The organism is Micromonospora sp. CNZ285, assembly GCF_004637285.1.
Map to the genome: position 1 here is coordinate 1,374,959 of NZ_SPQD01000001.1, position 23,305 is coordinate 1,398,263.

The 23,305-nt window shown below is 75.3% G+C and carries 26 protein-coding genes; 17 read left to right on the forward strand and 9 right to left on the reverse strand.

Features of this window, described 5'->3' with window-relative positions; all coding sequences use genetic code 11:
• Positions 1-9 precede the first annotated feature (9 nt).
• The gene (locus tag CLT75_RS06150) at positions 10-993 is read right to left on the reverse strand and encodes a glucosyl-3-phosphoglycerate synthase (RefSeq protein ID WP_486485334.1); all 984 of its coding nucleotides are present in this window, start codon (positions 991-993) and stop codon (positions 10-12) included.
• A gap of 248 nt (positions 994-1,241) precedes the next feature.
• Between CLT75_RS06150 and CLT75_RS06155 the strand changes: the two genes are divergently transcribed.
• The 6 genes from CLT75_RS06155 (at position 1,242) to CLT75_RS06180 (ending at position 8,101) form a co-directional block, all read left to right on the forward strand.
• Positions 1,242-2,264 (forward strand): Gfo/Idh/MocA family protein, encoded by a 1,023-nt coding sequence (locus CLT75_RS06155; protein WP_135239904.1) that lies wholly within the window; start codon positions 1,242-1,244, stop codon positions 2,262-2,264.
• On the forward strand, positions 2,257-3,345 hold the full coding sequence (locus CLT75_RS06160; protein WP_135239905.1) for a zinc-binding dehydrogenase: 1,089 nt from the start codon (positions 2,257-2,259) through the stop codon (positions 3,343-3,345). The genes CLT75_RS06155 and CLT75_RS06160 overlap by 8 nt, the downstream gene beginning before the upstream one ends.
• Positions 3,346-3,506: 161 nt before the next feature.
• Positions 3,507-5,801 (forward strand): accessory Sec system translocase SecA2, encoded by a 2,295-nt coding sequence (gene secA2 / locus CLT75_RS06165; protein ID WP_135239906.1) that lies wholly within the window; start codon positions 3,507-3,509, stop codon positions 5,799-5,801.
• A gap of 199 nt (positions 5,802-6,000) precedes the next feature.
• The gene (locus tag CLT75_RS06170) at positions 6,001-6,717 is read left to right on the forward strand and encodes a GAF and ANTAR domain-containing protein (RefSeq protein WP_486485072.1); all 717 of its coding nucleotides are present in this window, start codon (positions 6,001-6,003) and stop codon (positions 6,715-6,717) included.
• Between the two features lie 76 nt (positions 6,718-6,793).
• Positions 6,794-7,297, forward strand: coding sequence for a DUF2231 domain-containing protein (locus CLT75_RS06175; RefSeq protein ID WP_135239907.1), 504 nt, complete (start codon positions 6,794-6,796; stop codon positions 7,295-7,297).
• Between the two features lie 51 nt (positions 7,298-7,348).
• On the forward strand, positions 7,349-8,101 hold the full coding sequence (locus CLT75_RS06180; protein ID WP_135239908.1) for a class I SAM-dependent methyltransferase: 753 nt from the start codon (positions 7,349-7,351) through the stop codon (positions 8,099-8,101).
• On the opposite strand, the gene CLT75_RS06185 is transcribed toward CLT75_RS06180, so the two are convergent.
• Together CLT75_RS06185 and CLT75_RS06190 are read right to left on the reverse strand one after the other, a co-directional pair.
• Positions 8,079-9,059 carry a DUF3500 domain-containing protein gene (locus tag CLT75_RS06185; RefSeq protein WP_209310278.1) on the reverse strand — a complete coding sequence of 327 codons (981 nt, stop codon included), beginning with the start codon at positions 9,057-9,059 and terminating at the stop codon, positions 8,079-8,081. The genes CLT75_RS06180 and CLT75_RS06185 overlap by 23 nt on opposite strands.
• Before the next feature lie 23 nt (positions 9,060-9,082).
• Complete coding sequence (locus tag CLT75_RS06190) at positions 9,083-9,475, reverse strand: ankyrin repeat domain-containing protein (protein WP_135239910.1); 393 nt, start codon at positions 9,473-9,475, stop codon at positions 9,083-9,085.
• 70 nt (positions 9,476-9,545) lie between these two features.
• Between CLT75_RS06190 and CLT75_RS06195 the strand changes: the two genes are divergently transcribed.
• The 9 genes from CLT75_RS06195 to CLT75_RS06240 all read left to right on the forward strand — a co-directional run bounded on the left by CLT75_RS06195 (position 9,546) and on the right by CLT75_RS06240 (position 15,505).
• A complete protein-coding gene (locus tag CLT75_RS06195) occupies positions 9,546-9,923 on the forward strand; it encodes a cupin domain-containing protein (RefSeq protein WP_135239911.1) in 378 nt (125 codons plus the stop codon).
• Between the two features lie 105 nt (positions 9,924-10,028).
• Positions 10,029-10,481 carry a cysteine dioxygenase gene (locus CLT75_RS06200; protein ID WP_135239912.1) on the forward strand — a complete coding sequence of 151 codons (453 nt, stop codon included), beginning with the start codon at positions 10,029-10,031 and terminating at the stop codon, positions 10,479-10,481.
• A 38-nt stretch (positions 10,482-10,519) separates the two neighbouring features.
• On the forward strand, positions 10,520-11,017 hold the full coding sequence (locus CLT75_RS06205; protein ID WP_135239913.1) for a rhodanese-like domain-containing protein: 498 nt from the start codon (positions 10,520-10,522) through the stop codon (positions 11,015-11,017).
• 52 nt (positions 11,018-11,069) lie between these two features.
• A complete protein-coding gene (locus tag CLT75_RS06210; RefSeq protein WP_135239914.1) occupies positions 11,070-11,663 on the forward strand; it encodes a winged helix-turn-helix domain-containing protein in 594 nt (197 codons plus the stop codon).
• Between the two features lie 291 nt (positions 11,664-11,954).
• Positions 11,955-12,566 carry a winged helix-turn-helix domain-containing protein gene (locus CLT75_RS06215; protein WP_120570122.1) on the forward strand — a complete coding sequence of 204 codons (612 nt, stop codon included), beginning with the start codon at positions 11,955-11,957 and terminating at the stop codon, positions 12,564-12,566.
• Positions 12,567-12,664: 98 nt separating this feature from the next.
• Positions 12,665-13,294 (forward strand): nucleoside/nucleotide kinase family protein, encoded by a 630-nt coding sequence (locus tag CLT75_RS06220; RefSeq protein ID WP_135239915.1) that lies wholly within the window; start codon positions 12,665-12,667, stop codon positions 13,292-13,294.
• Positions 13,295-13,476: 182 nt separating this feature from the next.
• Positions 13,477-13,875, forward strand: coding sequence for a TraR/DksA family transcriptional regulator (locus tag CLT75_RS06225; protein WP_128138896.1), 399 nt, complete (start codon positions 13,477-13,479; stop codon positions 13,873-13,875).
• Positions 13,876-13,922: 47 nt separating this feature from the next.
• Entirely contained in the window at positions 13,923-14,792 is an 870-nt protein-coding gene (locus CLT75_RS06230; protein ID WP_135239916.1) for a DUF72 domain-containing protein, read from the forward strand.
• Positions 14,793-15,076: 284 nt separating this feature from the next.
• A complete protein-coding gene (locus tag CLT75_RS06240) occupies positions 15,077-15,505 on the forward strand; it encodes a DUF2267 domain-containing protein (protein WP_120573804.1) in 429 nt (142 codons plus the stop codon).
• A 118-nt stretch (positions 15,506-15,623) separates the two neighbouring features.
• Here the strand turns inward: CLT75_RS06240 and CLT75_RS06245 are convergent, their stop codons facing one another.
• Positions 15,624-16,367 (reverse strand): PIG-L deacetylase family protein, encoded by a 744-nt coding sequence (locus tag CLT75_RS06245; protein WP_135239917.1) that lies wholly within the window; start codon positions 16,365-16,367, stop codon positions 15,624-15,626.
• A gap of 185 nt (positions 16,368-16,552) precedes the next feature.
• On the opposite strand from CLT75_RS06245, the gene CLT75_RS06250 reads away from it, so the two are divergent.
• Together CLT75_RS06250 and CLT75_RS06255 are read left to right on the forward strand one after the other, a co-directional pair.
• On the forward strand, positions 16,553-16,855 hold the full coding sequence (locus tag CLT75_RS06250; protein WP_026268594.1) for a hypothetical protein: 303 nt from the start codon (positions 16,553-16,555) through the stop codon (positions 16,853-16,855).
• 3 nt (positions 16,856-16,858) lie between these two features.
• Positions 16,859-18,136, forward strand: a complete 1,278-nt coding sequence (locus tag CLT75_RS06255; RefSeq protein WP_135239918.1) for a JmjC domain-containing protein — start codon at positions 16,859-16,861, stop codon at positions 18,134-18,136.
• A gap of 86 nt (positions 18,137-18,222) precedes the next feature.
• Here CLT75_RS06255 and CLT75_RS06260 read toward each other — a convergent pair whose 3' ends face one another.
• The 5 genes from CLT75_RS06260 to CLT75_RS06280 form a co-directional block, all read right to left on the reverse strand.
• Entirely contained in the window at positions 18,223-18,894 is a 672-nt protein-coding gene (locus CLT75_RS06260; protein ID WP_135239919.1) for a hypothetical protein, read from the reverse strand.
• The gene (locus tag CLT75_RS06265; RefSeq protein ID WP_135239920.1) at positions 18,891-21,563 is read right to left on the reverse strand and encodes an FtsK/SpoIIIE domain-containing protein; all 2,673 of its coding nucleotides are present in this window, start codon (positions 21,561-21,563) and stop codon (positions 18,891-18,893) included. The genes CLT75_RS06260 and CLT75_RS06265 overlap by 4 nt, the downstream gene beginning before the upstream one ends.
• Complete coding sequence (locus CLT75_RS06270; protein ID WP_135239921.1) at positions 21,556-22,434, reverse strand: hypothetical protein; 879 nt, start codon at positions 22,432-22,434, stop codon at positions 21,556-21,558. Before CLT75_RS06270 ends, CLT75_RS06265 begins: the two co-directional genes overlap by 8 nt.
• 8 nt (positions 22,435-22,442) lie before the next feature.
• On the reverse strand, positions 22,443-22,703 hold the full coding sequence (locus tag CLT75_RS06275; RefSeq protein ID WP_013286060.1) for a hypothetical protein: 261 nt from the start codon (positions 22,701-22,703) through the stop codon (positions 22,443-22,445).
• A 175-nt stretch (positions 22,704-22,878) separates the two neighbouring features.
• Entirely contained in the window at positions 22,879-23,256 is a 378-nt protein-coding gene (locus tag CLT75_RS06280) for a hypothetical protein (protein WP_135239922.1), read from the reverse strand.
• Between the last annotated feature and the right edge of the window lie 49 nt (positions 23,257-23,305).

Genomic DNA, 23,305 nt, shown 5'->3' on the forward strand with positions numbered 1-23,305 from the left:
TTTCCCCGGTCACGCGGCCGCCACCCGGCGGCGGGGAAGACGGTTCCGCATCTGCGCCAGCGGCGGGCGTTCCTGCACCGACACGTCGTTGACCACGATCTCGCGGTCCAGGTTGGGCAGCGCCTCCGAGCCGCCCCGGCGGAACTGGGTCAGCAGCGCGGTCGGCGCCACCCCCGGCGCCGCCCACCCGCGCCGTTGCAGCCGCGACCAGGCGGTCAGCATGATCTGCGCGGACATCCGGCCCAGCGCGGCGGTGTCCTGGTGCCGGTGCTTGCGCTCACCCAGGTCGACCTGGGCCAGCGCGTCCAGCCCGACCAGCTCCAGCAGGTCGATCAGCATGGCCGTCTCGACGCCGTACCCGGTGACGAACGGCACCCGCTCCAGCACCTCCCGGCGGCCGGCGTACTCGCCCGCGAGCGGCTGCACGAAACCGGCCAGCTCCGGCCAGAACAGGTTCAGCAGCGGCCGGGCCATCAGCTCCGTCACCCGCCCGCCGCCGTCGGGCTCCACACTTGTCGCACCGACCAGCGGCCGGTGGTAGAAGCCCTTCACGAACTCCACGCTCGGGTCCGTCAGCAGCGGCCCGAGCAGCCCGGTCACGAAGTGCGGCCGGAACTCGCGCAGGTCGGCGTCGACGAACGCGACCAGGTCCCCCTCGGCGGCGGCCAGCCCGGCCCAGAGCGCGTCGCCCTTGCCGGTCAGCCGGGGTAGCCCGCGCGTCATCGCGTCCTGGCTGACCACCTCGGCGCCGGCGGCGCGCGCCACCTGGGCGGTCCGGTCGGTGGAGCGGGAGTCCACCACGATCAGCTCGTCGACGAGCGGCACGCGGTCCATCAGGTGTTCCCGGACGGTCGACACGATCGCGCCGACAGTCGCCTCCTCGTTGCGCGCCGGCAGCACCACGCTGACCCGGCTCGCGCCCTTGGCCCGGACCAGCCGTCGCGCCGGCCAGTCGGCGGCGGTGCTGGTGCGGTACGTGGCCCACGCCTCCACCACAGGTGAGACGGTCGAATCTGATTCCCGCACGGGCACCCCCCATTAGTGGTGGAATCGCGAACCATGGTTTTCCCAATCCCGCATCCGCGCTAACCGGATCTTGCCTAACAACCTGATCACCAGGTGCGTACCGGGCGGTTCCGGGCGGATGAACGTTGCGTTGCGCCCCCCGGCGGCGTTTCGCGCGCGGCCGCCGGGGGGAGTGGTGACCGCAGTCTTCCAGTCGTGGCGAGAGGGTTGGTCGGATGCGTACCTGCCGGGTGGGACTAGTCGGAGCCGGTGGGGTGGCACAACGCCACGCCCGGGTGCTCACGGGCTTCGAGGACGTGGAGCTGGTCGGTGTGACCGACGTCGCGCCGGACGCGGCGGGGGCGCTCGCCGGCACGTACGGCGGCCGGGTGTTCCGCGACGTGGACGAGCTGCTCGCGGCCGGCCCGGACGCGGTGTACGTCTGCGTGCCGCCGTTCGCGCACGGCCCGGTCGAGGAGGCGGTGGTCGCCGCCGGGGTGCCGATGTTCGTGGAGAAGCCGGTGGCGCTGGACCTGGAGACCGCCGAGCGGGTCGCGGCGCTGGTGCAGCAGCGCGGGCTGCTCACCGGCGTCGGGCACCACTGGCGCTACCTGCACGTGGTGGAGGAGGCGCGGCGGCTGCTCGCCGGCCGTCCGGTCCGGATGGTCAACGGCGCCTGGCTGGACAAGGTGCCGCCGGTGGCGTGGTGGGCGCGGCGGGACCGCTCCGGCGGCCCGGTGGTCGAGCAGGCCGCGCACGTGCTGGACCTGGTCCGGCTGCTGGCCGGCGAGGCGGTCGAGGTGACCGCGTACGGCGACGGCAGCCCGCCGCCGGTGGACGGCGCCGACATCGACTCGGTGACCGCCGCCACGCTGCGGTTCGGCTCCGGCGCGGTCGGCACGCTCGCCGCGTCCTGCGTGCTCGGCTGGAAGCACCGGGCCGGTGTGGAGGTCCTCGCCGACGGGCTGGCGCTGTGGCTGGCCGAGGACGGCCTGACCGTGCGTGACGCCGACGGCGAGCGGCACGTGCCCGCCGACCCGGACGGCGCGCGGGTCGCCGTCGACCGGGCCTTCGTCGACGCCGTGTGCGGCCTCGGCGACGACGTGCGGGTGCCGTACGCCGAGGCGCTGCGCACCCACCGGCTGGCGCTGGCGGTGGCCGAGTCTGCGCGTACCGGGCGGCCGGTGGCGCTGCCGACCGGGCCGGCGGCCCGGCTCACCGCGGCGGTCGCGGACGCGGGGGTGAGCGTCGATGCGTGACCGCGTGGTGGTGGTCGGCGGACCCGGCCGGGTCGAGCTGGCCGAACTGGACGCGCCGGAGCTGCGCGAGGGCACGTTCCGGGTGGAGACGCTCTACAGCGGCGTCTCCGCCGGTACCGAGCTGAGTTTCGTCAAGGGCACCAACCCCTATCTGCACGTCACCTGGGACGCCGGGCTCGGGCTGTTCCGCCCCGGCGGGGCGAGCACGCCGTACCCGGTGACCCGGCTCGGCTACATGCAGGTCGGGCGCGTGGTGGAGAGCCGTACCCCGGCCGTCGCAGTGGGCGAGGTCGGGGCCATGACGTACGGGCACCGCAGCGGCTGGGTGGCCGACCCGCTCACCGAGCGGTTCGTGCCGCTGCCCGACGACCTGGACCCGCTGCTCGGCGTGTACGTCGCGCACATGGGCCCGATCTGCGCCAACGGGCTGCTGCACGCCGCCGCCGACCTGTGCGGCACCGACGTGCGGACGCTCGGCGACGGCGTACGCGGACGACGGGTGGCGGTGGTCGGTGGCGGCGTGGTGGCGCTGCTGACCGCGCTGTTCGCCCGCCGGCACGGTGCCGCCTCGGTGGTCGTGGTCGACCCGACGCCGGCCCGGCGGCAGGTCGCCGAGGCGCTCGGCCTGGACACGCTCGACCCGGACGCGGACGACCCGGCGGTGGTGCTCAAGACGCGGTGGAACCACGCCGCCGGGGACCGGGGCGCCGACGTGGTCTTCCAGTGCCGCGGCCAGGACTGGGCGTTGCAGCTCGCGCTGCGCCTGCTGCGCCCCCAGGGCACCGTGATCGACCTGGCGTTCTACCAGGCCGGCGCGGACGCGGTCCGGCTCGGCGACGAGTTCCACCACAACGGGCTGTCGCTGCGCTGCGCGCAGATCGGCCGGGTGCCGCGCGGCCTGGCCCCCACCTGGGACCGGGAGCGGCTGTCGGCGGAGACGGTGGAGCTGCTGCGCCAGTACGGCGACGTGATCCGCAAGCACCTGATCTCCGCAGTGGTCCCCCTGGACGAGGCCCCCACCCTGCTGACCGACCTGGCCGACCGCCGCCGCACCGAGCTCCAGGTCGTCCTGACCCCCTGACGCGCCCCCGCCCCGAACGCGTCGATCATGAGGTTGACGGCGACAAAACGGGCAGGAGATGCCGTCAACCTCATGATCGACGGAAGCGGGCGGACGGTGGGCGGGAGGCGCGCGGTGGGCGGGGGTCACAATCGGCTCCGGTTCGCGTACCGTTGCGGCTCATGGGTGTGTCGCAACGCTTGAAGACCAGGTTCCGCCGGTTCCTCCAGCGCCCGGGGACGACTGTCGACCTGGCGCCGCTGGAGAAGCTGCTGCCGGCGATCGAGGCGCGCGAGGCGGACCTGGAACAGCTCTCCGACGCGGAGCTGACCGAGGCCGCCGGCCGGGCCACGGGGTACGAGGAGATCTGCGCGATCGGCCGCGAGGCGGCCCGGCGCGGGCTCGACCAGCGCCCCTACGACGTGCAGCTGCTCGGCTCGATGGCGCTGCTGTCCGGCAAGGTCGCGGAGATGGCCACCGGTGAGGGCAAGACGCTCACCGCCACGGTCGCCGCGTACGGCCACGTGCGGCTGGGCAACGGCCCGGTGCACGTGCTCACCGTCAACGACTACCTGGCCCGCCGCGACGCCGAGTGGATGACGCCCGTCTACGACCTGCTCGGCCTGACCGTCGGCTGGGTCAACGAGGCGTCCACGCCCGAGGAGCGGCGTGCCGCGTACGGCTGCGACGTCACCTACGTGTCGGTCAGCGAGGCCGGCTTCGACTTCCTGCGCGACCAGCTCGTCACCGACCTGGCCGACCGGGTGCAGCCGGCGCTGAAGACCGCGATCGTGGACGAGGCCGACTCGATCCTGATCGACGAGGCCCGGGTGCCGATGGTGCTGGCCGGCGCGGTCGGCGGCGAGCAGGATCCGGTGCACGCGGCCGCCGCGCTGGTGCGCGGGCTGCGCAAGGGCAAGCACTACACGATCGCCGAGGACGGCCGCAGCGTCGCCTTCACCTCGGTCGGCCTGGCCACCGTCGAGGCCAAGCTCGGCGGCATCGACCTGTACGACGAGGAGCACGTCGGGCAGCTCTCCGCGGTGAACGTGGCGCTGCACGCGTTCGCCCTGCTGCACCGGGACGTGGACTACATCGTCCGGGACGACTCGGTCGAGCTGATCGACGAGATGCGCGGCCGGGTCGCGCAGCGCCGCCGCTGGCCGGACGGGCTGCAGGCCGCGGTCGAGGCGAAGGAGGGCCTGGACGCCACCGCCGAGGGCGAGGTGCTGGGCACGATCACCGTGCAGGCGTACATCGCGCTCTACCCGACGGTCTGCGGCATGACCGCGACCGCGGTGCTCGTCGGTGACCAGCTCCGCGAGTTCTTCGGCCTCGAGGTCGCGGTGATCCCGCCGAACACCCCCTGCGTCCGCGAGGACGAGCCGGACCGGATCTACGCCACCCGCGCCGAGAAGGAGGAGGCGCTGGTCGACGAGATCACGCGCTGCCACGAGGCGGGGCGGCCGGTGCTGGTCGGCACGCTCGACGTCAAGGAGTCCGAAGGGCTGGCCGCCGCGCTCAACGCCGCCGGCGTGTCGTGCGTGGTGCTCAACGCCAAGAACGACGACGAGGAGGCCGGCATCATCGCGGAGGCCGGCGCGTACGGCGCGGTGACGGTCTCCACCCAGATGGCCGGCCGGGGCGTCGACATCCGGCTGGGCGGCAGCGACCAGGCCGACCGGGACCGGGTGGCGGAGCTGGGCGGCCTGTACGTGATCGGCAGCGGCCGGCACGACAGCCGCCGGGTCGACGACCAGCTCCGCGGCCGGGCGGGCCGGCAGGGCGACCCGGGCGGGTCGGTGTTCTTCGTCAGCCTGGAGGACGACCTGGTGGTCCGGCACGCCGGCGACACCGTGCCGGCCTCGCCGCGGATGAACGCCGACGGCCTGGTCACCGACCCGCAGGTCGACTACGCGGTCGAGCACGCCCAGCGGGTCGCCGAGGGCGTCAACCACGAGATCCACCGCAACACGTGGCGCTACAGCCAGGTGATCGAGCAGCAGCGCAAGGCGCTGGCCGAGCGCCGGGAGCGGCTGCTGACCAGCGACATCGCCGCGCTGATGCTGCTGGAGCGGGTGCCGGAGAAGGCCGGCGACCTGGACGAGGACCTGCTCGCCGACGTGGCCCGCAAGATCGCCCTCTACCACCTGGACCGGCTCTGGGCCGACCACCTGGCCGAGCTGTCCGAAGTACGCGAGGGCGTGCACCTGCGGGCACTGGGCCGGCTCGACCCGCTCGACGAGTTCCACCGCAGCGCGGTGCCGGCGTTCAACGCGCTGGTGCCCGAGATCGAGACGCGGACCGTGGCCACGTTCGAGGAGACCGAGTTCGACGAGGGCTGGGAGCCGGACTCGTCGAAGCTGGTGCGGCCGACCGCCACCTGGACCTACCTCGTGCACGACAACCCGTTCGGCTCGGAGCTGGACCGGCTGATCGCCTCGGTGGGCCGGCGGCTCATCTCCGGCTCGCGCTGACCCGCGCCGAAGGCCCCTTCCGGTGCGACCGGGAGGGGCCTTTTTGCGCGGTTTCGCCCGCGGTCTGCGAGGGTAGTAGGCCGGGGCCCACAGGAGGGACGGACATGGGACAGGCAACGGTGCCGGACGGGGAGACCGCGTGGACGTACGCGGGGACGGTGGAGGCCCCGGCCCGGTGAACCTCGACACGCGCCAACCCATGATCGACAACCTTGGTGTGCTGGAGACGGCCGCGCTGCTGCGCGAGCTGACCGCCGGCCTGATCGGTGCGGCCGGGTTCGACGAGGCGCTCGACCGCCTGGTCCGGATCGCCCGCGACGCCGTACCGGGCGTGGACTGCTGCGGCTTCACCGCGCTGCGCGCCGGTGAGCCCGCCGGGGTGGCCGCCTCCGACCCGGACCGGGCCGAGCTGGACGACCTGCGGCACGGCCCGGACACACCGGCGATGACGGCGGTCCACCGCCGGGAGATGATCATCGCGGGCGGGCTCGCCGACGAGACGCGCTGGCCGGCCTGGAGCGAGCGGGCCCGCGCGCTGGGCGTGCACGGGGTGATCTCCGCGCCGGTCGACGTGGACGAGCAGGTCATCGGCGCGATCAACCTGTACGCCGAGGCGCCCGACGCGCTCACCCCCCGCCACCAGCTCACCGCGATGCTGCTCGCCGAGCACGCCGGGCTGCTGCTGGCCGCGGCGCGCGACCGCGAGCGGGCCGCCTCCCGGGCCGGTGAGATCGACGACTCGCTGCTGGCCGAGGGCGTGGTCGGGCAGGCCGTCGGCGTGATCATGACGCAGCGCGGCTGTCCCGCCCCGGAGGCGCTGCGGGTGCTGCGCAGCGCCGCGTCCTCGCTGGACATCCCGCTGCGCGAGGTGGCCGAGCGGCTCGTGCTGACCGTCTCCCGGCCCCGGGACAACTGAGCGACAGTCGTTTCACCCCGCGGCGCCTCGGGTAGCACTCTGGACTGGTGAGCTGCGCCGACCTGGGGAGGAAGCGATGCAGAGCCGATTGCGGGTGCAGGGGCATCCCATTCAACCGATGCTTGTCACGTTCCCGTTCGGCCTGTTCGTGTGCGCCGCGATCTTCGATCTGGCCGACGTGGCCGGCGGTCCGGCGTTCCTCGGTGAGGTGGGCTACTGGACCGCCGTGGCCGCGCTCGTCGCCGCCGGGCTCACCACCGTCGCCGGCCTGGTCGACCTGTGGGACGTCCGCGCCGGGCGGACCAGCCGGACCGTGCTGACGTTCAACCTCGTCAACGCCGTCATGGCGGGGCTGTTCCTGCTGTCCTGCCTGATCCGGGCGAACGCCCCGCAGCGGGGCGCGAACGGTGCCCTGCTCGCCGCCGAACTCGTCGCGCTCGCCGTCGGCGCGGTCGGGGTGGCCCTGGGCGCGCGGCTGATGCAGCAGTTCGACCGGGCCACCGAGCCGAGCGGCTTCGAGACGTTCGGCGACGTGCCCGCCGGGTCCACAGTCGAGATCGCCCGTCCGCGCCCGTTCTGACCCGGCGGAAATGCGTTGCCGCGGCCACCGCCGGGCGGCAGGCTCGCGGGCATGGAAGGCACGTTCGAGGAACTGGTAGCCGAAGCCGAGGCGGCGCCGGTCGAGGGCTGGGGCTTCGACTGGCTGCGCGGCCGCGCCACCGAGGAGCGCCCGTCCTGGGGGTACGCGCGCCTGGTCGGCGAGCGGATGGCCGGGGTCGGGGCGGCGCTGGACATCGACACCGGCGGGGGAGAGGTGCTGGCCGAGGTGCCCGCGCCGCCGCCGCTGCTGGTCGCCACCGAGGCGTGGCCGCCGAACGTGCCGGTGGCCCGGCGTCACCTGCGCCCGCTCGGCGCGACAGTGGTACGGGTGGCCGACCGCCCGCCGCTGCCGTTCCGGGACGCCGCCTTCGACCTGGTCGTGAGCCGCCACCCGGTGCACACCTGGTGGGACGAGGTGGCCCGGGTGCTGCGCCCCGGTGGCGCCTACCTGTCCCAGCAGATCGGCCCCGGCACGGTGCGGGAACTCAGCGAGGCGATCCTCGGGCCGCTGCCGCCGCCGGAGCACCGCCACCCGGAGAAGGCGGTCGCCGACGCGCGGGCCGCCGGGCTCACCGTCGTCGACCTGCGCGAGGCCACGCTGCGTACCGTCTTCCACGACATCGGCGCGGTGGTCTGGTTCCTGCGCAAGGTGGTCTGGACGGTGCCCGGCTTCACCGTCGGCCGCTACACCGACGAGCTGCGCCGCCTGGACGAGCGGATCCGCGCCGAGGGGCCGTTCGTCGCGTACGCCCGCCGTTTCCTCATCGAGGCGCGCCGGGACTGAGCGGGCCGGGCCGGTGGGCGGCGGCGTGGTGCGCAGCCAGCACGTCGGCGCCGAAGTCACCGGCCGGGCGGCGCAGCACGGTGTGCGCGTGGTTGCCGTCGTCGGTGGTGTTGTCGTACTCGATCAGCAGGTCGTCGCCCTGCACCCGGTAGTAGTGCCGCCGGCCCGGCTCGACCGGGCCGGCCCAGGCGAAGTGCAGCTCGCCGCCGTCGAGCCGGTCGGCCTCCCGGGCCGCCAGCTCCGGCGGCAGCCGGTCCAGGTAGAGCGCGACCAGCCGGTCGAGCAGCGCCCGGCCGGTGGGCCGCAGCCGCCCCCGGGGTACGCCGAGCGGGTCGAGCCGTCCCGGCGCGGTGGCCCGGGTGGCGCTGATGATGTCGGCGGGCGCCTCCCCGGCGATGATCGCGGCGGACCGGCCGGCCGGGCCGAGCGCGTCGAGCAGTTCACGGGCCAGATCCTCCTCGGGGCCCAGGGGCCGGGAGACCGGGCGGCCGGCGTGCCGGACGGTGGCCGGGTTGGCGCCGAGGAAGACCGGCGCGGGGGAGACCCGGTCGTCGGCGACCGTCATGCTCACCGACAGGTGGTGTCCCTCGAACCGCCAGGCCCAGTCGTCGTCGCGGTCCGGGTCGCCGAAGACGGCCACCCAGTAGTCGCCGCTGTGCCGGCCGCGCCGCCAGTCCTCGGCCCGGTCCAGCACCTCCTCCAGGGCCATCACGGTCATGGCCTGCGCGTACGCGGCCGGGCTGAGCGCGGTGGCGAGCAGCCGGTGGGCGGCCTTGCGGGCGTCGACGTCCAGGCCGGCGAGCGCGACGCCGGGCCGGGGCCGCGGCCGGTACTCCAGCCACCGCCGGGCCGGCTCGTCGTCGAAGGCGTGCCGGGCGGCGTCGCGCGCCGGCTCGTCCAGCGCGGCCAGGAACGCCGCCGCGGCCGTGCGCATCTGCTCGGGTACGGGATCCTCCACCGTCCCTGTATACCGCCCGCCGGTCACGCGCGGCCGAGCAGCGCCAGCATGTCGGGCAGCTCGAAGAAGCGTGCGGTCTCGACCGCGGACGGGCCGCCGTGGTCCGGGTCGGCGCCGGCGTCGAGCAGCGCGCGGACCGCCGCCTCCTGGCGCCGGAACACGGCCGCGGCGAGCGCGGTCTGCCCCCTGTCGTTCACCCGGGCCGGGTCGGCGCCCCGGGCCAGCAGCGCGGTCACCGTGTCCGGGTGTGCGTGGTACGCGGCGAGGATCAGCAGTGTGTCGCCCTTGGCGTTGGTGAGGTTGACCGGCAGCCCGGCGTCCACGTTGGCCGCCAGCTCCTCGGTGGCGCCGGCCCGCGCCAGGTCGAACATCCGGTGGGCGAAGGCGATGGTCTCGTCGTCGAGTTCGTCGGGCATCCGCCCAGGCTATGGCGTCGCGGCCGGACGCGCCTGGTAGCTTGCGCAGCCGGGCACGGGGGGCGCGCACATGGACGATCGGGTGTACGTGGGCAACGCGGCGGTGGACGGCGCGACCGACGCGGGCTGGCTGCTGGGTCACTTCAAGCCGCCCGGGGACGTGCGGCACAGCACCGACGTGGAGGTGAAGTGGGGCGTGCACCCGGCGGGGGAGACCCGGTCCCGGTGGGCCACCGGTGAGCGGCGTACCGCCCTGCTGGTGCTGATCAGCGGCGCGTTCCGGATCGAGTTGCCGGACCGGACGGTGGTGCTGCGCGCGCCCGGTGACTACGTGGTGTGGGGCCGGGGCGTGGACCACTCCTGGTACGCCGAGCGGGAGTCCACGGTGCTCACCGTCCGCTGGCCGTCGGTGCCGGGTTACAAGGTGGAGCCGCCGGTGCGGCGGTGAGCGCGCCTCTCGTCCCAGCATTCGGTAATACCTACTAAATCGATAGGCTTTACCGTCTAAGCTGGGGGGAGCACACCCGCTCCGCACCGTGAGGACGTCCCGCCGATGACCAGCACCGCTCCCGCCGACCTGCTCGCCGTCGCCGCCCGCTGGGCCGACCCGGACGGCTGGCCGGTGCCGCTGCGCTTCGAGGCGTCCGACCGGTGGTACGCCCGGCTGGACGCCGGCGACGAGCACGAGGTGTGGGCGCTGAGCTGGCTGCCCGGACAGGGCACCGACCTGCACGACCACGGCGGCTCGGCCGGCGCGTTCCTGGTCGTGGCCGGCGTGCTCACCGAGGAGACGGTCGGCGGCGGACGGCTGCGCCCGCACCGGCTCGCCGCCGGCGCCGGCCGGCGCTTCGGCGCACGGCACGTGCACCAGGTCACCAACCGCGGCGACGAGCCCGCCGTCAGCGTGCACGTGTACCGGCCGGCGCTGACCCGGATGACCCGCTACCACCTCGTCGCCGGCCGGCTCCGGGTCGCCGAGGTGGCCCGAGCCGGTGTGGCCTGGTGAGCCGCCGCCGCAACCCCGACGAACGGAAGGACGCCACGATGGCGCAGCAGACCCCCACCACCGCGACCGACCGCTGTCCGGTCCCGCCGCCCGGCTCGCGGGGCATCGACGAGATCCTCGCCGCCGCCCGGGCCCGCCTGCGTCGCCTCGACCCGGAGCAGGCCCACCTGGCCTGCCGGGGCGGCGCGCTGCTGGTGGACATCCGCCCGGCCGCCCAGCGCGCCGCGCAGGGCACCGTGCCCGGCTCGCTCGTGGTCGAGCGCAACGTGCTGGAGTGGCGCTTCGACCCGCGCTGCGCGGCCCGGCTGCCACAGGCGACCGGCTACGACGTCCCGGTGATCGTGCTCTGCCAGGAGGGCTACACCTCGTCGCTGGCCGCCGCCGCGCTCCAGGACGTCGGCCTGCACCGGGCCACCGACGTCGTCGGCGGCTTCGCCGCCTGGCAGATCGCCGGCCTGCCCACCCTCGGTCCCAACCCGCCGACCCGACCCTCGTCCGCCGCGCCCCCGGTCACCGCCGGCGGGGCGCTCCGCTGACCGTCCCGCCGCACCCGGCGGGGCGGGGCGACCGCCCGCACAGGAGGCTCCCATGTCCGTCGTCGCCCTCACCACCCGTCCGGCCCGATCGGGCCGCCCCGACCGGGCCGTGCCGCCCCGGCCGCGTACCGCACCGACGCTCACCATCACGCTCGACCTGGGTGCCGGGCCGCTGACGCCGGGCCTCGCGCGCCTGGTCGACCTGCTCGACGAGCTGGCCGCATCCGGGGAGGGAGCGGCCGCGTCCGGCGAAGGGCCGGCCGGACCGGACGGCCGCCCGGCCGCCCGTACCGTGCTCGACCTGCGCCGCGGCGACGCGCCCGCCACCGCGGCGCCCGCCCCCGGCGGCGTGCGCATCCTCACCGGCACCCGGCGCGTCCGCCACGGCGGCGCCGAGATCCCGCTGACCCGCATCGAGTACGACCTGCTGCTGTTCCTCGCCGAACATCCCCGCCGGGTGTTCACCCGACTGCAACTTCTCGCGAACGTCTGGGGCTACGAACACGCGGTGGCGCGCACCGTCGACGTGCACGTCCGCCGGCTGCGGGCCAAGTTCGGGCCGGACACGCCGCTGGTGACCACCGTGTACGGCGTGGGCTACCGCCTCGCCGACGACGCCGAGATCGTCGTGGACGCCGACGCCTGACCTCGGCCGACCCGAACGCGGCGCACCCGGACCCGGGGTGCGCCGCGTTCACGTCCGCCGCTGATCCGCCATTGTGAACCCCCGGGGAGACCCCCCGTACCACCGCGAATCGGTGCTCTGCTGTAATCAACGGGCCTCGCACGCAGAGCGAGCGCACGGCTGCGATGTGTTCGTCAAATGTCACATTCATGCAACGCGGCCGCCCCTTGACCCTCGCAGAGACGCCGGGAAGCATCGATGAAGCGGCGTCCCGGGCCGTGGGGAGATACCCGGACCAGCCCAAGGAGGACCATGTCGGTCAGCCCCGCCTCGTCGCGCGCCGGATGGCATACGTCCCAACCCGCGGTCCCCGGTCGTCCCCCCGGCGGCCAGCGCCGTCCCGCCAACACCGCCGCCGCGCCCATGCTCACCGTCACCCTCACCATCCCCCTGGCCTGCGAGGAGTCGCTCACCCCGGCCGCCCGCCGGCTGCTCGACGCCGCCCGCGAGATGCTCGAACGCGGCGACGCGGTGGTCAGCGCGGGCACCGTCCCGGCCGAGCGCCGGCCCGACGCCGTCCCGGCCGGCCGCGCCCCGGCGCGCCCGCTCGCCCCGACCATCCCGACCCTGCACATCCTCGCGTCGTCCCGGTCGGTGCTGCGTGACGGCGAGCCGCTGCCGCTGACCCGCCTGGAGTTCGACCTGCTGCTGCACCTGGTCGCCCACCCGCGCCGGGTGTTCACCCGGCTGCAACTGCTCAACGCGGTCTGGGGGTACGAGCACGCCGGCGTCCGCACCGTCGACGTGCACGTACGCCGGCTGCGCGGCAAGGTCGGTGTGGACGTCCCGCTCGTCACCACCGTCTACGGCGTCGGCTACCGGCTCGCCGACGACGCCCGGGTCACCATCGACCGCACCGGCTGAGCACCGGGACCACCACCCGACGACCGCCGCCGGACGGAGCCCCGACCGCCCGGAGCGATCATGTGGTGACCCGCCCGCCCGCGCGGCACGATGGTCCGATGCGTGTGCGCCCGATCAGCCCCGACCTGCTCGTCACCGAGCTGGCCGAGCGTCTCGCCCGCACCGGGACGCCCGGCCGGCTCCGGGTCGCCGTGGACGGCCCGCCCGCCGCCGGGCCGGACGTGTTCGCCGAGGCGCTCGTCGACCCGCTGCGCGCCGCCGGCCGGCCGGTGCTGCACGTGCGCGCCGAGGACTTCCTCCGCCCCGCCTCGGTACGCCTGGAGCACGGCCGCACCAACCCGGACGCGTACTACGAGGGCTGGCTCGACGAACCAGGGCTGCGCCGCGAGGTGCTCGACCCGGCCGGCCCGGACGGCTCCGGCCGGCTGCTGCCGTCGCTGTGGGACGCCGACGCCGACCGGGCCAGCCGCGCCGCGTACGTGGACCTGCCACCCGGCGGGGTGGTGCTGGTCAGCGGCGCGCTGCTGCTCGGCGGCTCCTTGCCGTTCGACGTCACCGTCCACCTCGTGCTCTCCCCGGCGGCGCTCGCGCGACGTACCGATCCCGAGCTGCGGTGGACCCTGCCCGCCTTCGCCCGCTACGCCGAGGAGGTCGACCCCGCGGCCTTCGCCGACGTGGTCGTCCGGGCCGACGACCCGCGCCGTCCGGCGCTCGTCGAGGCCGCCTGACCAGCGGCTGCGGACTCACCGGAAACACTCAGGAAACAGCCGGTTTGGTCCGCCGCGGGCGGGGGTAATCGCCCGGCTCACAGAGCACGGGTGATCTCGTCACCCGCGCTTACACAGTCGGACCGGGTCCGGGGCGCTGGCCGCCCCGGTCCGGTATGAGGACGTAGGAAAGGCAGGCAGCGATGCTCGTCCACGACACGACAGCCACCGGCCGCTCCCAGGCGGAGGTCGACCAGATCCGGCAGTCCCTGCGGTCGCGGTACGACGAGCTGACCGCCGAGTACGAGCAGACCATGGCGCAGAGCCAGGTGCTGCGGCTGGTGGAGGTCGGCGACACCGCCGGCGACGACCAGGCCGACAGCGGCACCAAGACCGCCGAGCGGGACACCGCGCAGTCGCTGCTGCGGACCATTCTGGACCGGCGGGCCCAGTTCGAGCACGCGCTGACCCGCCTGGACGAGGGCACCTACGGCTTCTGCGAGGGCTGCACCGCGCCCATCCCGGTGGAGCGGCTGGAGATCTTCCCGTCCGCCACCTCCTGTGTGACCTGCAAGCAGACCCGGGAGCGGCGGGCTGCCTGAACGCCGTTCCGGTTGCCGGTCGGTCCCCGACGCGGTGGACTGCCACCATGGGTGAGATCAAGGTGGGCACCGCCTCGTGGACCGACCGGACCCTGCTCGACTCCGGCTGGTACCCGGCTAGCGCCGACACGCCGGAGAAGCGGCTGTCCTACTACGCCCGGCAGTTCCCGCTGGTCGAGGTGGACGCCACCTACTACTCGCCGCCGGCCGAGCGGACCGCCCGGCTGTGGGCCGAACGCTCCCCGGCCGGGTTCACGTTCAACGTCAAGGCCTTCAGCCTGCTGACCGGCCACCCCACCCGCGTCTCCGCCCTCTACAAGGACCTGCGGCCGGAGACCGACAAGCGCAACGTCTACCCGGACGACCTGCCCGCGCAGGCGTACGAGGAGGTCTGGACCCGGTTCCTGTCCGCCCTCGACCCGCTCGTCGAGGCCGGCAAGCTGGGCGCGCTGCTGTTCCAGTTCCCGCCCTGGTTCACCATCAAGCGGGCCAACAAGGAGTACCTGCTGGAGGTGGCGCGGCGGTGCGCGCCGCTGCGCCCGGTCTTCGAGTTCCGGCACGCCTCCTGGTTCGACGGCGACAACGCCGAGGAGACGCTCGGTTTCCTGCGCGAGCACGAGCTGCCGTTCGTCTGCGTGGACATGCCGCAGGGACACAAGTCGTCCGTCCCGCCGGTGCTGGCGGCCACCGCGGACCTCGCGGTGGTGCGGTTCCACGGCCACAGCGACAAGTGGACCAGCAAGGACATCCACGAGAAGTTCGGCTACGACTACTCCGAGCGGGAGCTGCGCGACTGGGCGCCGAAGCTGCGCGAGCTGGCCGGCCAGACCGGGCAGACACACGTCCTGATGAACAACTGCTACCAGGACTACGCGCAGCGCAACGCCACCACACTCGCCGGCCTGCTGGACGCCTGAGCGTCTCACCCGGTCCGGGTGAGGCCCGCTCACCCGCCCCCGCCGCAGCATGGACCAGTGGGCGCCGGCTCGGGCGCCGCGACGAGGAGGTGGGTCATGACGGTACGGGTGGTGGCGGACCGACGCCGCGGTGGCGTACTGCACGTGGTCGGCAGCTCCGAGGCGCCACGGCGGGGCGAACGGCCCGGCCGGTTCAGCCCGACCCGGTTGTGGCGGGGCCCCAGCGGTCCGCCGCGCCGCGCCGACGACCGACGCTGGGAGACCGAAGCACGGGGGTGAGACCGATGGCCGAACAGCTGTTGTCCGCGTTCGAGTCCTCGCTGGACAAGACGAACGTGATCCTCAAGGAGATCGAGTCCGCGTACGGCTGGCCGAAGGAACGGCGCAACCAGTCCTACGCCGCGCTGCGTACGGTGCTGCACCTGCTGCGGGACCGGCTGCCGGTGCAGGAGAGCACCGAGTTCGCCCAGCAGCTGCCGGTGCTGGTGCGCGGGATCTACTTCGACGGCTGGCAGCCGGAGAACGTGCCGATCAAGCTCAACCGCGACGACTTCCTGTACGAGGTGCGCCAGGGCTTCCCGTACGACGCCGAGGGCGGCGCGCAGCGGGTGGTGCAGGTCGTGCTGGACACGCTGCGGCGGCACGTCACCCAGGGCGAGTGGGAGGACGTGAAGGCCACCATGCCGGGTGACCTGCGTCAGATGATTCCCTGATCCGGCACCGGACCGGCCCGTCCCGCCCCCTCGGCGGGGCGGGCCGCGGGCGTGCGGGACACCGGCAGCCCGGCCCGCCGGGCCAGCCCGAGGTGCCGACCAGGAACATCGCCGCGCCCTACTGAAGGTTGATCTGGAAGACCTCGAACGTGGCGCCGAACCGCGCGCCGAGCCGGCGCCCGGCCGGCCGGGCCATGCCCTCCAGGAACTCCTCGGCGTCGAAACCGCCGTCGCCGAGCCCGCTCAGGTACGCCCCGTGCGCCCGCAGCGACGCCACGCCCTTGTCGAACGTGTCCGTCACGTCCACCCCGTGCCGGGCCACCGGCGACCCGGCCGCCCACACCTCGCGGACCCGCGACCACGGCTGGACACCGTCGGTGAGCTGTTCTGGGAAGATCCACCGGTTGCCGGCGTCGCGGACCGCGTCCAGCGTGGCCCGGCCGCAGGCGATGTGGTCGGCCTGGTTCAGCGCGTACGCCCCGTCCCACGTCTCCCGGAAGTTGTTCGTCAGCACCACGTCCGGCCGGTGCCGGCGCACTACGGCGGCGATGGCCCGGCGCAGCGGCACGCCGTACTCCAGCAGCCCGTCCGGCAGGCCGAGGAAATCGACCTCCGACACCCCGACCACGGCGGCGGAGGCCCGCTGCTCCTCCTCGCGCACCACCCGGGCGCGTTCCGGCGTCATCCCGTCGATGCCCGCCTCGCCGCTGGTGAGCAGGCAGTACACGACCTCCTTGCCCTGTCCGGTCCAGCGGGCCACCGCGGCGGCGGCGCCGAACTCCAGGTCGTCGGGGTGGGCCACCACTGCGAGCGCCCGCTGCCAGTCCTCGGTCAGCGGGGTGAGCGGCTCCGGCTGCGTCACGTGCGTCTCCTCGCGTCGTCCTCCCGCCATCCTGGCACTCGCCCACTCCCGCCGCTTGCCCCGCGAACCGTCCGTACGGCGGCGTCCGGGCGTCTACGGTGTGGTTAGAGAAGATCGGGCGTGGGGTACCACCCGCTGCACACGGACCCCGGCACCACGCGGGGCGGCACACCGAGGGAGCACCCATGGCATTGAACGACGACGACATCCAGAGCAGCGGCGGCAGCGGCCTGGAGGGCCCCGCCGACGGCGGTGCCACCCCGGGTCAGCACGACGGTGGCGCGGACGGCGGCGCGGAGGGCCCGGCCGACGGCGGCGCGACTCCGGGTCAGCACGACGGTGGCGCGGACGGCGGCGCCGAGGGCCCCGCTGACGGCGGCGCGACCCCGGGTCAGCACGACGGTGGCGCGGACGGCAGCGCCGAGGGTCCGGCCGACGGCGGCGCGACCCCCGGTCAGCACGACGGCGGCGCCGACGGCAGCGCCTGACGCATGAGCACCACGCACGTCGACCCGCCGGGTGGCCACGGCCGCCCGGCGGTTCCGTTCTCCGCGACCGAGGCGCTGGCCCGGTGCGTGGCGGTGGAGCCGGCCAAGTTCGCCGCCGACCACTGGGGGCGCAGTCCGCTGCTGTCCCGCGCCGCCGAGCTGCCGAACGCCGACGGCTTCACCGACCTGCTCAGCCCCGCCGACGCCGACGAGCTGCTCAGCCGCCGCGGCCTGCGTACCCCGTTCCTGCGGGTGGCGAAGGACGGCCAGCTCGTGCCGGCGGCGCGGTTCACCGGCGGCGGTGGCGCGGGCGCCGAGATCGGCGACCAGGTCCTCGACGAGAAGGTGCTGGCGCTGTACGCCGACGGGGCGACGCTGGTGCTGCAGGGCCTGCACCGCACCTGGCCGGCGATCGTCGACTTCGCCCGCGACCTGGGCACCGCGCTGGCCCAGCCGTTGCAGGTGAACGCCTACCTGACGCCGGCCGGCAGCCAGGGCTTCGCCACCCACTACGACACGCACGACGTGTTCGTGCTCCAGGTGGACGGACGCAAGCACTGGCGGATCCACCCGCCGGTGCTGGCCGACCCGCTGGAACGCCAGCCCTGGGGCGGCCGGGCCGACGAGGTCTCCGCGACCGCCGAGGGCCGACCCGAACTGGACGTGGTGCTCGAACCGGGCGACGCGCTCTACCTGCCGCGCGGCTGGCTGCACAGCGCCCAGGCGCAGGAGTCCAGCTCGCTGCACCTGACCGTGGGCATCCGGGCGCTGACCCGGTACGCAGTGGTCGAGGAGCTGCTCGCGCTCGCCGCCGAGGACGCGCGGCTGCGCGCGAGCCTGCCGTTCGGGCTCGACCTGGCCGACCCGGACGCGATCGAGCCGGAACTGACCGAGACCGTCGAGGCGCTGCGCGACTGGCTGCTGCGGGCCGACCCGGCGGCGGTGGCCGGCCGGCTGCGTGCCCGGGTCTGGCCGGCCGCCCGCCCGGCGCCGATCCGGCCGCTGGCCCAGGCGCAGGCGCTGGCCCGGCTCACAGCGGACAGCGAGGTGGCGGTACGCGGCGGGCTGCGCTGGCAGCTCGCCCCGGCCGCCGACGGACGGGTCACGCTGCGCGTGCCGGACCGCACGCTCACGCTCCCCGGGACCTGCGAGGCGGCGCTGCGGGCGCTGCTCACCGGCGAGGTCACCAGGGTCGGCGACCTGCCCGGCCTGGACGACGACGCCGACCGCCTGACCCTGACCCGCCGCCTGCTCAAGGAGGCGATCCTGACCCCCGCCTGACGGGCCCGATCATGAGGTCGACCGGCGGCGCGACGGCGTGTCGCCGCGCCGGCCTCATGATCGACGGGCGGCCCCGGCCCGGGCGGTCAGCGGGTGTAGGTCACCGTCAGCAGGAGCAGTGTCGTCACCAGGCCGGAGACGGCCACCACGATCATCGGGCGCGGGGTCAGCACCGCGTGGCGGCGGTCGGCCAGCAGCCGCGCCGGCGCCAGCCCGATCACCGGACCGAGCAGCGTCACCACCAGCGCCAGCACCGGCAGGCCCACCGCCAGGTCGCCGCTGGAACCGGCCGCCAGCGCCCGCGCACCCACCCCCAGCGCGTACGCCACCAGCGCCCCGCCGATCCCGCATGCGACCAGCAGCGGGTTCACCGAACCGGGCAGCTCGCCCGGTGCCCCGGTGCGGTCCAGCAGCTCCCGGACCGCCCGCAGCAGCGGCACCGGGTCACCGGCCGCGCCACGCACCGGGCCGGGCGGGTCGCCCAGCCGCCGCGCGCTCCCGCCGAGCCGGGCCCGCAACTGCGCCCACAGGTGAGTGACCTCGCCGTCGACGCGCTCCACCAGCAGGGACGCCTCGGCCACCTCCGCCTCGGCCTGCCGCACCTGCTCGACCGCCTCCGCGACCGCCCGGTCGGCGGCGGCCACCTGCTGGTCGTACCAGGTGTGCGCCTCGGCCCGCTGGGCGGCCACCCGGGCGGTCAGCTCGGCGAGCCGGCGGATCTGCGCGCTGTACGTCTCACTGGCAACCGGTTCGTTCATCGGGAGGGACCATAAGGGATGATCACCTGTCCGGTGCGGTGCACCGCCCGGTCGAAGTAGAGACCGCGCCACGGCCGGGGATACCAGTCCGGCCCGCCGCTGCCCGGATACAGCGAGGAGCCCAGCTCACCGCCCTGCACGTCCAGTGCCACCCAGGCGCCGATCTGATCCGTGCGCGCGCCCGCGCCGCCCAGGTCGACCCGCATCCGGGCCACGCCACGCCACCACGCCAGCACGTGCGTACGCCGCTCCGGCCCGTCGTGCAGGATCCGGCGCAGCTGCTCCAGCCCGGTGCGCGTACCGGCCTTGCCGGCGAGCGCCGCGGCGGCCGCGTCCACCGCGTACAGCAGCAGGAAGTGCGGGGTACGCGCCGCACCCGGCGCACCGAGCCCGTCACCCACCTCGGCCATCAGCTCCGGCACCGTCTCCTCGTCGTACCAGGAGGCGTCGCCTTCCAGGTCCTCGTACAGGGCGCGGGCGGCCGGGTCGGCGTCCGGGTCCAGGCAGGCGATGGAGAACCGGGCGGTGCCGGGCCGGTACTGCCGGGCCAGCGAGCGGGCGGCGGCGTCGAGCACCGCGCACGCCTCGTCCACCCGGGTGCCGAGCACCGCCAGGTTGCGGCCCGGCGCGCGGGGCAGCCGCAGCGCCGCCGAGCGGGACTGCACGTCGATGATCTCGCCGAGCAGCGCCACCGGGCTGCGCGGCACGCCCTGCTCCGGCGCGGTCAGCGCGCGGAAGTCCGGCGCGTCGGCCAGCTTCGGGATCGCGTCGCCGTCGAACAGCCGGGCCGGCGCGGCGTCCTGCGGGCGCATCCGCCACAGCCGGTGCTGAAGCTCGCTCCACGTCTCCCAGTCGCTCGCCGACGGGATCCGGGCCACCTCGTTCCCCTCGGCCAGGCCCGACTCGGCGTTGATCACCGCGTGGTGGCGGGGCAGCGACTGCGCCGCGTCGTTGCGCTCGGCCAGGATGCGCAGCGCCTTCGGCAGCGCGATCCGCAGCGTGAACTGGGCGACCAGCGCCGGCCGCCCCCACAGCGCCTCGATGCCCCGCACGTCCTGCGAGGCCAGCACCAGGTGGATGCCCTGCGACCGGCCTCGCCGGGCCAGGTCCTCCAGCAGGTCGGCGGCCTCCCGGGCGACCACGTCCCGCCCGGCGAGCAGCGCCTGGAACTCGTCGACCACCGCCACGATGCGCGGCCAGTGCCCGTCCGGGTCCACCGCGCGCAGCTCGGCCAGCTTGGTGACCTCGTGCTTCTTCGCCGCGTCGGCGCGCCGGCGCAGCTCCTCGGCGAGGAAGCGCAGCAGCGCCAGGCCGAACTCCCGGTCGGTGTTGACGTTGATGCCGACCAGCCGCATGTGCGGCAACCAGCTCGGGTCGCGCCGGCCCTGCGCGAACCGGGCGAAGGACACGCCCTCCTTGAAGTCCAGCAGATAGAACTCCAGCTCGGCGGGGGAGTAGCGGGCGGCGAGCGCGCCGATCCAGGCGAAGATCAGGTTCGTCTTGCCGGTGCCGGACGGACCGCCGATCAGGGCGTGCGGCGGGTAGTCGCCGAGCGTGAGCAGCACCTGCCGCCCGTGCGGGCCCTCGCCGATCGGCGCGCTGAGGCCGTGCGCGGAGTCCTCCCGCCAGTACTCGTCCGGCGGCGGGAGCAGGTCGGTGAACGGCGTCGGCGGCGGGCCGGCGGCCACCCGGGACGCGACGGTGCGGCAGGTCTCGGTGACCAGGGCGGGCGGCGGCGGCGCGTCCAGCACCACCGGCAGCCCGGCCACCCGGGCGTCGTCCGGCTCCACGGTGATCCGGGTGACGGTCGGGTCGTCCGGCAGCTCGATGCCGCGGACCACCAGGTGCACGCCGCAGGCCGCCCCGGTCCGTACCACCCGGTCGAGCTGGCCGCGCTCGTGCCGGGACAGCTCGTCGCCGCCGAGCAGCACCGCCACCCGCCACGGCTCCGGGCGGCGTCCGGTCGCGGCGGCCAGCTCGCGCAGCGAGCCGTACTCACCGGCGAGCACAGTGGCGTTGATCCGGCGGATCTGCTCCACCAGGTCGTCCAGCAGGCGGCCCAGCCCGCCCGGCCCGACGAACGTGAGCAGCCCGGCCGTGCCCAGCGGCGCGAAGCCGGCCAGCCCGCCGCCCAGGTGTTCCGGGTCGTACCCGTAGAGCCGAACCGCGCCGGGGTCGGCCCGTCCCACCGAGCGCAGCAGCAGCGCCGGCACCACAGCGGCCAGGCCGTCCCGGTCGCGGCCGGCCAGGTGCGCGTGCCCGGCGTCGAGCAGCGGGACGAGCGCGGGCACCGGTTCGGCGCCGTCGAGGCGTACCGTGCCGACGCGCAACGCGCCCGGCGGCTCGGACCGGCCGGCGGGCGTGGCCTGCCAGCGGTCCCACGGCGCGGACGCCGCGCCGGGCGCCTCCCGCTGCGCCGCGGCGGCGGCCCGCCGGGCCAGCTCGGCGAGGCGGGCGGTGTGCCGGGCGCCGATCTCGGCCAGGCGCCGGTCGCGGGCGGCGCCCACCCGGGCGGGCACCGCGGCGGCGGCCCGGCGGGTACGGGCCAGCCGCTCCCGCCCGGCGGCCAGGTCGGCCTCGGCGTTGGCGAGCCGGGTACGGGTGGCGCCGAGGGCCTCGGAGAGCATCCCCCGGACCCGCGTCACCAGTCGAGCGCGGACGTCAGCCACGGGACGGCTCCCGGTCGTCGGTGTCCTTGGGCAGGTCCCGGCCGAGCCGGTCGAGCAGCACGCCGGTGAGCACGCCGGCGGTGACCGCCGGGTCGGCCGCGTGCGGTTGCTCCGCGTCGTCGTCGCGGCGTGGCGGGGGCATCCGGCACACCCGGGTCAGCAGCGTGTCCAGCACCGGCCGCGGCAGCCCGGGCAGCAGGTCGCGGACCCGGGAGTCCAGCGCGCCGCGCAGCCGGGGCAGGTCGTCCGCGCGGGGCGGATGGCCGAGCAGCTCACCGGCCAGCTCGCGCAGCAGCGGCGGAGTGATCGCGGCCAGCCCAAGGCCCACGTCGGCGTGCGCCCGGCGCAACTCGCGGTGCAGCCGGTCCCGATCGCCGGAGCGGACCCCGGCGGCCACCCGGCGCAGCAGCTCGTGGGAGTCCACGACGCGCTCGTCCGGCTCGTCCGGCGCACCCTCCCGGCCGCCGGTCAGCTCCGCCACCCGCACCGCCCACCAGCGCCGTACCGCCGGCTGCTCGCCCGGCTCGGCGGCCGGGCCGGGGGCGGGCGGCTCCTCGCCGCGCGGCGTGTCGTGCTTCGGCGGCCGCTCGCCCGGCGGCGCCGGCCGCGCGCCGTCGGGCGCCAGCCCGATCGCGGCCAGGTACGCGGTGAGCTGCTCCTGCGCCACGCGCAGCGCGTAACCGGCGGTCTCGGCGTGCTCGGTGGCCGAGGACAGCTCCGGCACCCCCATCGGGTCGGACGACTCCTGGCGCACCCAGCGCAGCCGCTCCTGCGCCTGGCCGAGCTTCTCCAACGCGGCGGCGAGCTGTGCCAGCGGCAGTTCCTCGGCGGCGGCGCGCACCTGCGCGCCGATGTCCTCGACGATGGACACGGCCGGCCTCAGAGCGTCGCGACGTAGAGCTGTGCCTGTTCCACCGCGACCAGTGTCGCGGCCAGACACTCCTCCAGCTCCTGGCCGGCCTGTGTCAGCGAGGCCTGCGCCGCCTCGACCGTCTCGTGGCCGCTGCCCTCCAGCGCGCCGGCCAGGGTCTGCTGCGCCTCGGCCAGCTTCTCGCCGGCGGCCTGCACCGCTGTCTGGCCGTCACCGATCTGCTGGAGAGCGACATCGATGGCGGCCTTCAGCTCGGCGACGCTCGCCACGGGGACCTCCTGGGGGCGAAAGAGATCTCCATTACAACCCATCGGAACGGGTGGACGAACATCCACCCTCGCGTGGTTGCGGCCCTCGTGTCCGGTTCCCGCGCTGACGTGCGCGAAGACCTCGGCCGGCGGTCCTGCCGGCGGACACCGCGGTCCCGCTCGCGGGACCGCCGGCCTAGCGGCCGAGCCACCGCGGGCCGCGTACCTCCGCGCCGAGCGCGGTGACCCGCTCGCGCAGTTCGCGGTCGGCGGTGACCACCACCCGCCGCCGCTCCGGCGCGGCGGCGACCAGCTCGACCACTGTGTCGTCGCCGGAGCCGGGCGCGGAGACCACGTCCACGCCGGGCGCCGGCGGCACGTGCCGGGCCGCGCCCTCCACCACCAGCACCACCTGCACCGGTGGCGGCAGCTCCGGCGGCACACCCGCGTCCCCGAGGGACGCCAGCGCGTCGCGCAGCCGGGCCGCCGCGCCGGCCCGGTCCCGCCACCAGCCGTCCGGGCGCGAGCCCACCACGTTCGCGCCGTCCACGACCAGCAGCGGTCTGCTCTCCATGCCCCCAGCCTGCCATCCGGTCGCGTTTGTCGCGCCGACCGCCGGGTAG

What these genes read in the sequence shown, in the direction of transcription:
- CLT75_RS06155 (WP_135239904.1), top strand. Translation starts at nt 1,242, where the DNA reads ATGCGTACCTGCCGGGTGGGACTAGTCGGAGCCGGTGGGGTGGCACAA.
- CLT75_RS06160 (WP_135239905.1), top strand. Translation starts at nt 2,257, where the DNA reads ATGCGTGACCGCGTGGTGGTGGTCGGCGGACCCGGCCGGGTCGAGCTG.
- secA2 (WP_135239906.1), top strand. Translation starts at nt 3,507, where the DNA reads ATGGGTGTGTCGCAACGCTTGAAGACCAGGTTCCGCCGGTTCCTCCAG.
- CLT75_RS06170 (WP_486485072.1), top strand. Translation starts at nt 6,001, where the DNA reads ATGATCGACAACCTTGGTGTGCTGGAGACGGCCGCGCTGCTGCGCGAG.
- CLT75_RS06175 (WP_135239907.1), top strand. Translation starts at nt 6,794, where the DNA reads ATGCAGAGCCGATTGCGGGTGCAGGGGCATCCCATTCAACCGATGCTT.
- CLT75_RS06180 (WP_135239908.1), top strand. Translation starts at nt 7,349, where the DNA reads ATGGAAGGCACGTTCGAGGAACTGGTAGCCGAAGCCGAGGCGGCGCCG.
- CLT75_RS06190 (WP_135239910.1), bottom strand. Translation starts at nt 9,475, where the DNA reads ATGCCCGACGAACTCGACGACGAGACCATCGCCTTCGCCCACCGGATG.
- CLT75_RS06195 (WP_135239911.1), top strand. Translation starts at nt 9,546, where the DNA reads ATGGACGATCGGGTGTACGTGGGCAACGCGGCGGTGGACGGCGCGACC.
- CLT75_RS06200 (WP_135239912.1), top strand. Translation starts at nt 10,029, where the DNA reads ATGACCAGCACCGCTCCCGCCGACCTGCTCGCCGTCGCCGCCCGCTGG.
- CLT75_RS06205 (WP_135239913.1), top strand. Translation starts at nt 10,520, where the DNA reads ATGGCGCAGCAGACCCCCACCACCGCGACCGACCGCTGTCCGGTCCCG.
- CLT75_RS06210 (WP_135239914.1), top strand. Translation starts at nt 11,070, where the DNA reads ATGTCCGTCGTCGCCCTCACCACCCGTCCGGCCCGATCGGGCCGCCCC.
- CLT75_RS06215 (WP_120570122.1), top strand. Translation starts at nt 11,955, where the DNA reads ATGTCGGTCAGCCCCGCCTCGTCGCGCGCCGGATGGCATACGTCCCAA.
- CLT75_RS06220 (WP_135239915.1), top strand. Translation starts at nt 12,665, where the DNA reads ATGCGTGTGCGCCCGATCAGCCCCGACCTGCTCGTCACCGAGCTGGCC.
- CLT75_RS06225 (WP_128138896.1), top strand. Translation starts at nt 13,477, where the DNA reads ATGCTCGTCCACGACACGACAGCCACCGGCCGCTCCCAGGCGGAGGTC.
- CLT75_RS06230 (WP_135239916.1), top strand. Translation starts at nt 13,923, where the DNA reads ATGGGTGAGATCAAGGTGGGCACCGCCTCGTGGACCGACCGGACCCTG.
- CLT75_RS06240 (WP_120573804.1), top strand. Translation starts at nt 15,077, where the DNA reads ATGGCCGAACAGCTGTTGTCCGCGTTCGAGTCCTCGCTGGACAAGACG.
- CLT75_RS06250 (WP_026268594.1), top strand. Translation starts at nt 16,553, where the DNA reads ATGGCATTGAACGACGACGACATCCAGAGCAGCGGCGGCAGCGGCCTG.
- CLT75_RS06255 (WP_135239918.1), top strand. Translation starts at nt 16,859, where the DNA reads ATGAGCACCACGCACGTCGACCCGCCGGGTGGCCACGGCCGCCCGGCG.
- CLT75_RS06260 (WP_135239919.1), bottom strand. Translation starts at nt 18,894, where the DNA reads ATGAACGAACCGGTTGCCAGTGAGACGTACAGCGCGCAGATCCGCCGG.
- CLT75_RS06280 (WP_135239922.1), bottom strand. Translation starts at nt 23,256, where the DNA reads ATGGAGAGCAGACCGCTGCTGGTCGTGGACGGCGCGAACGTGGTGGGC.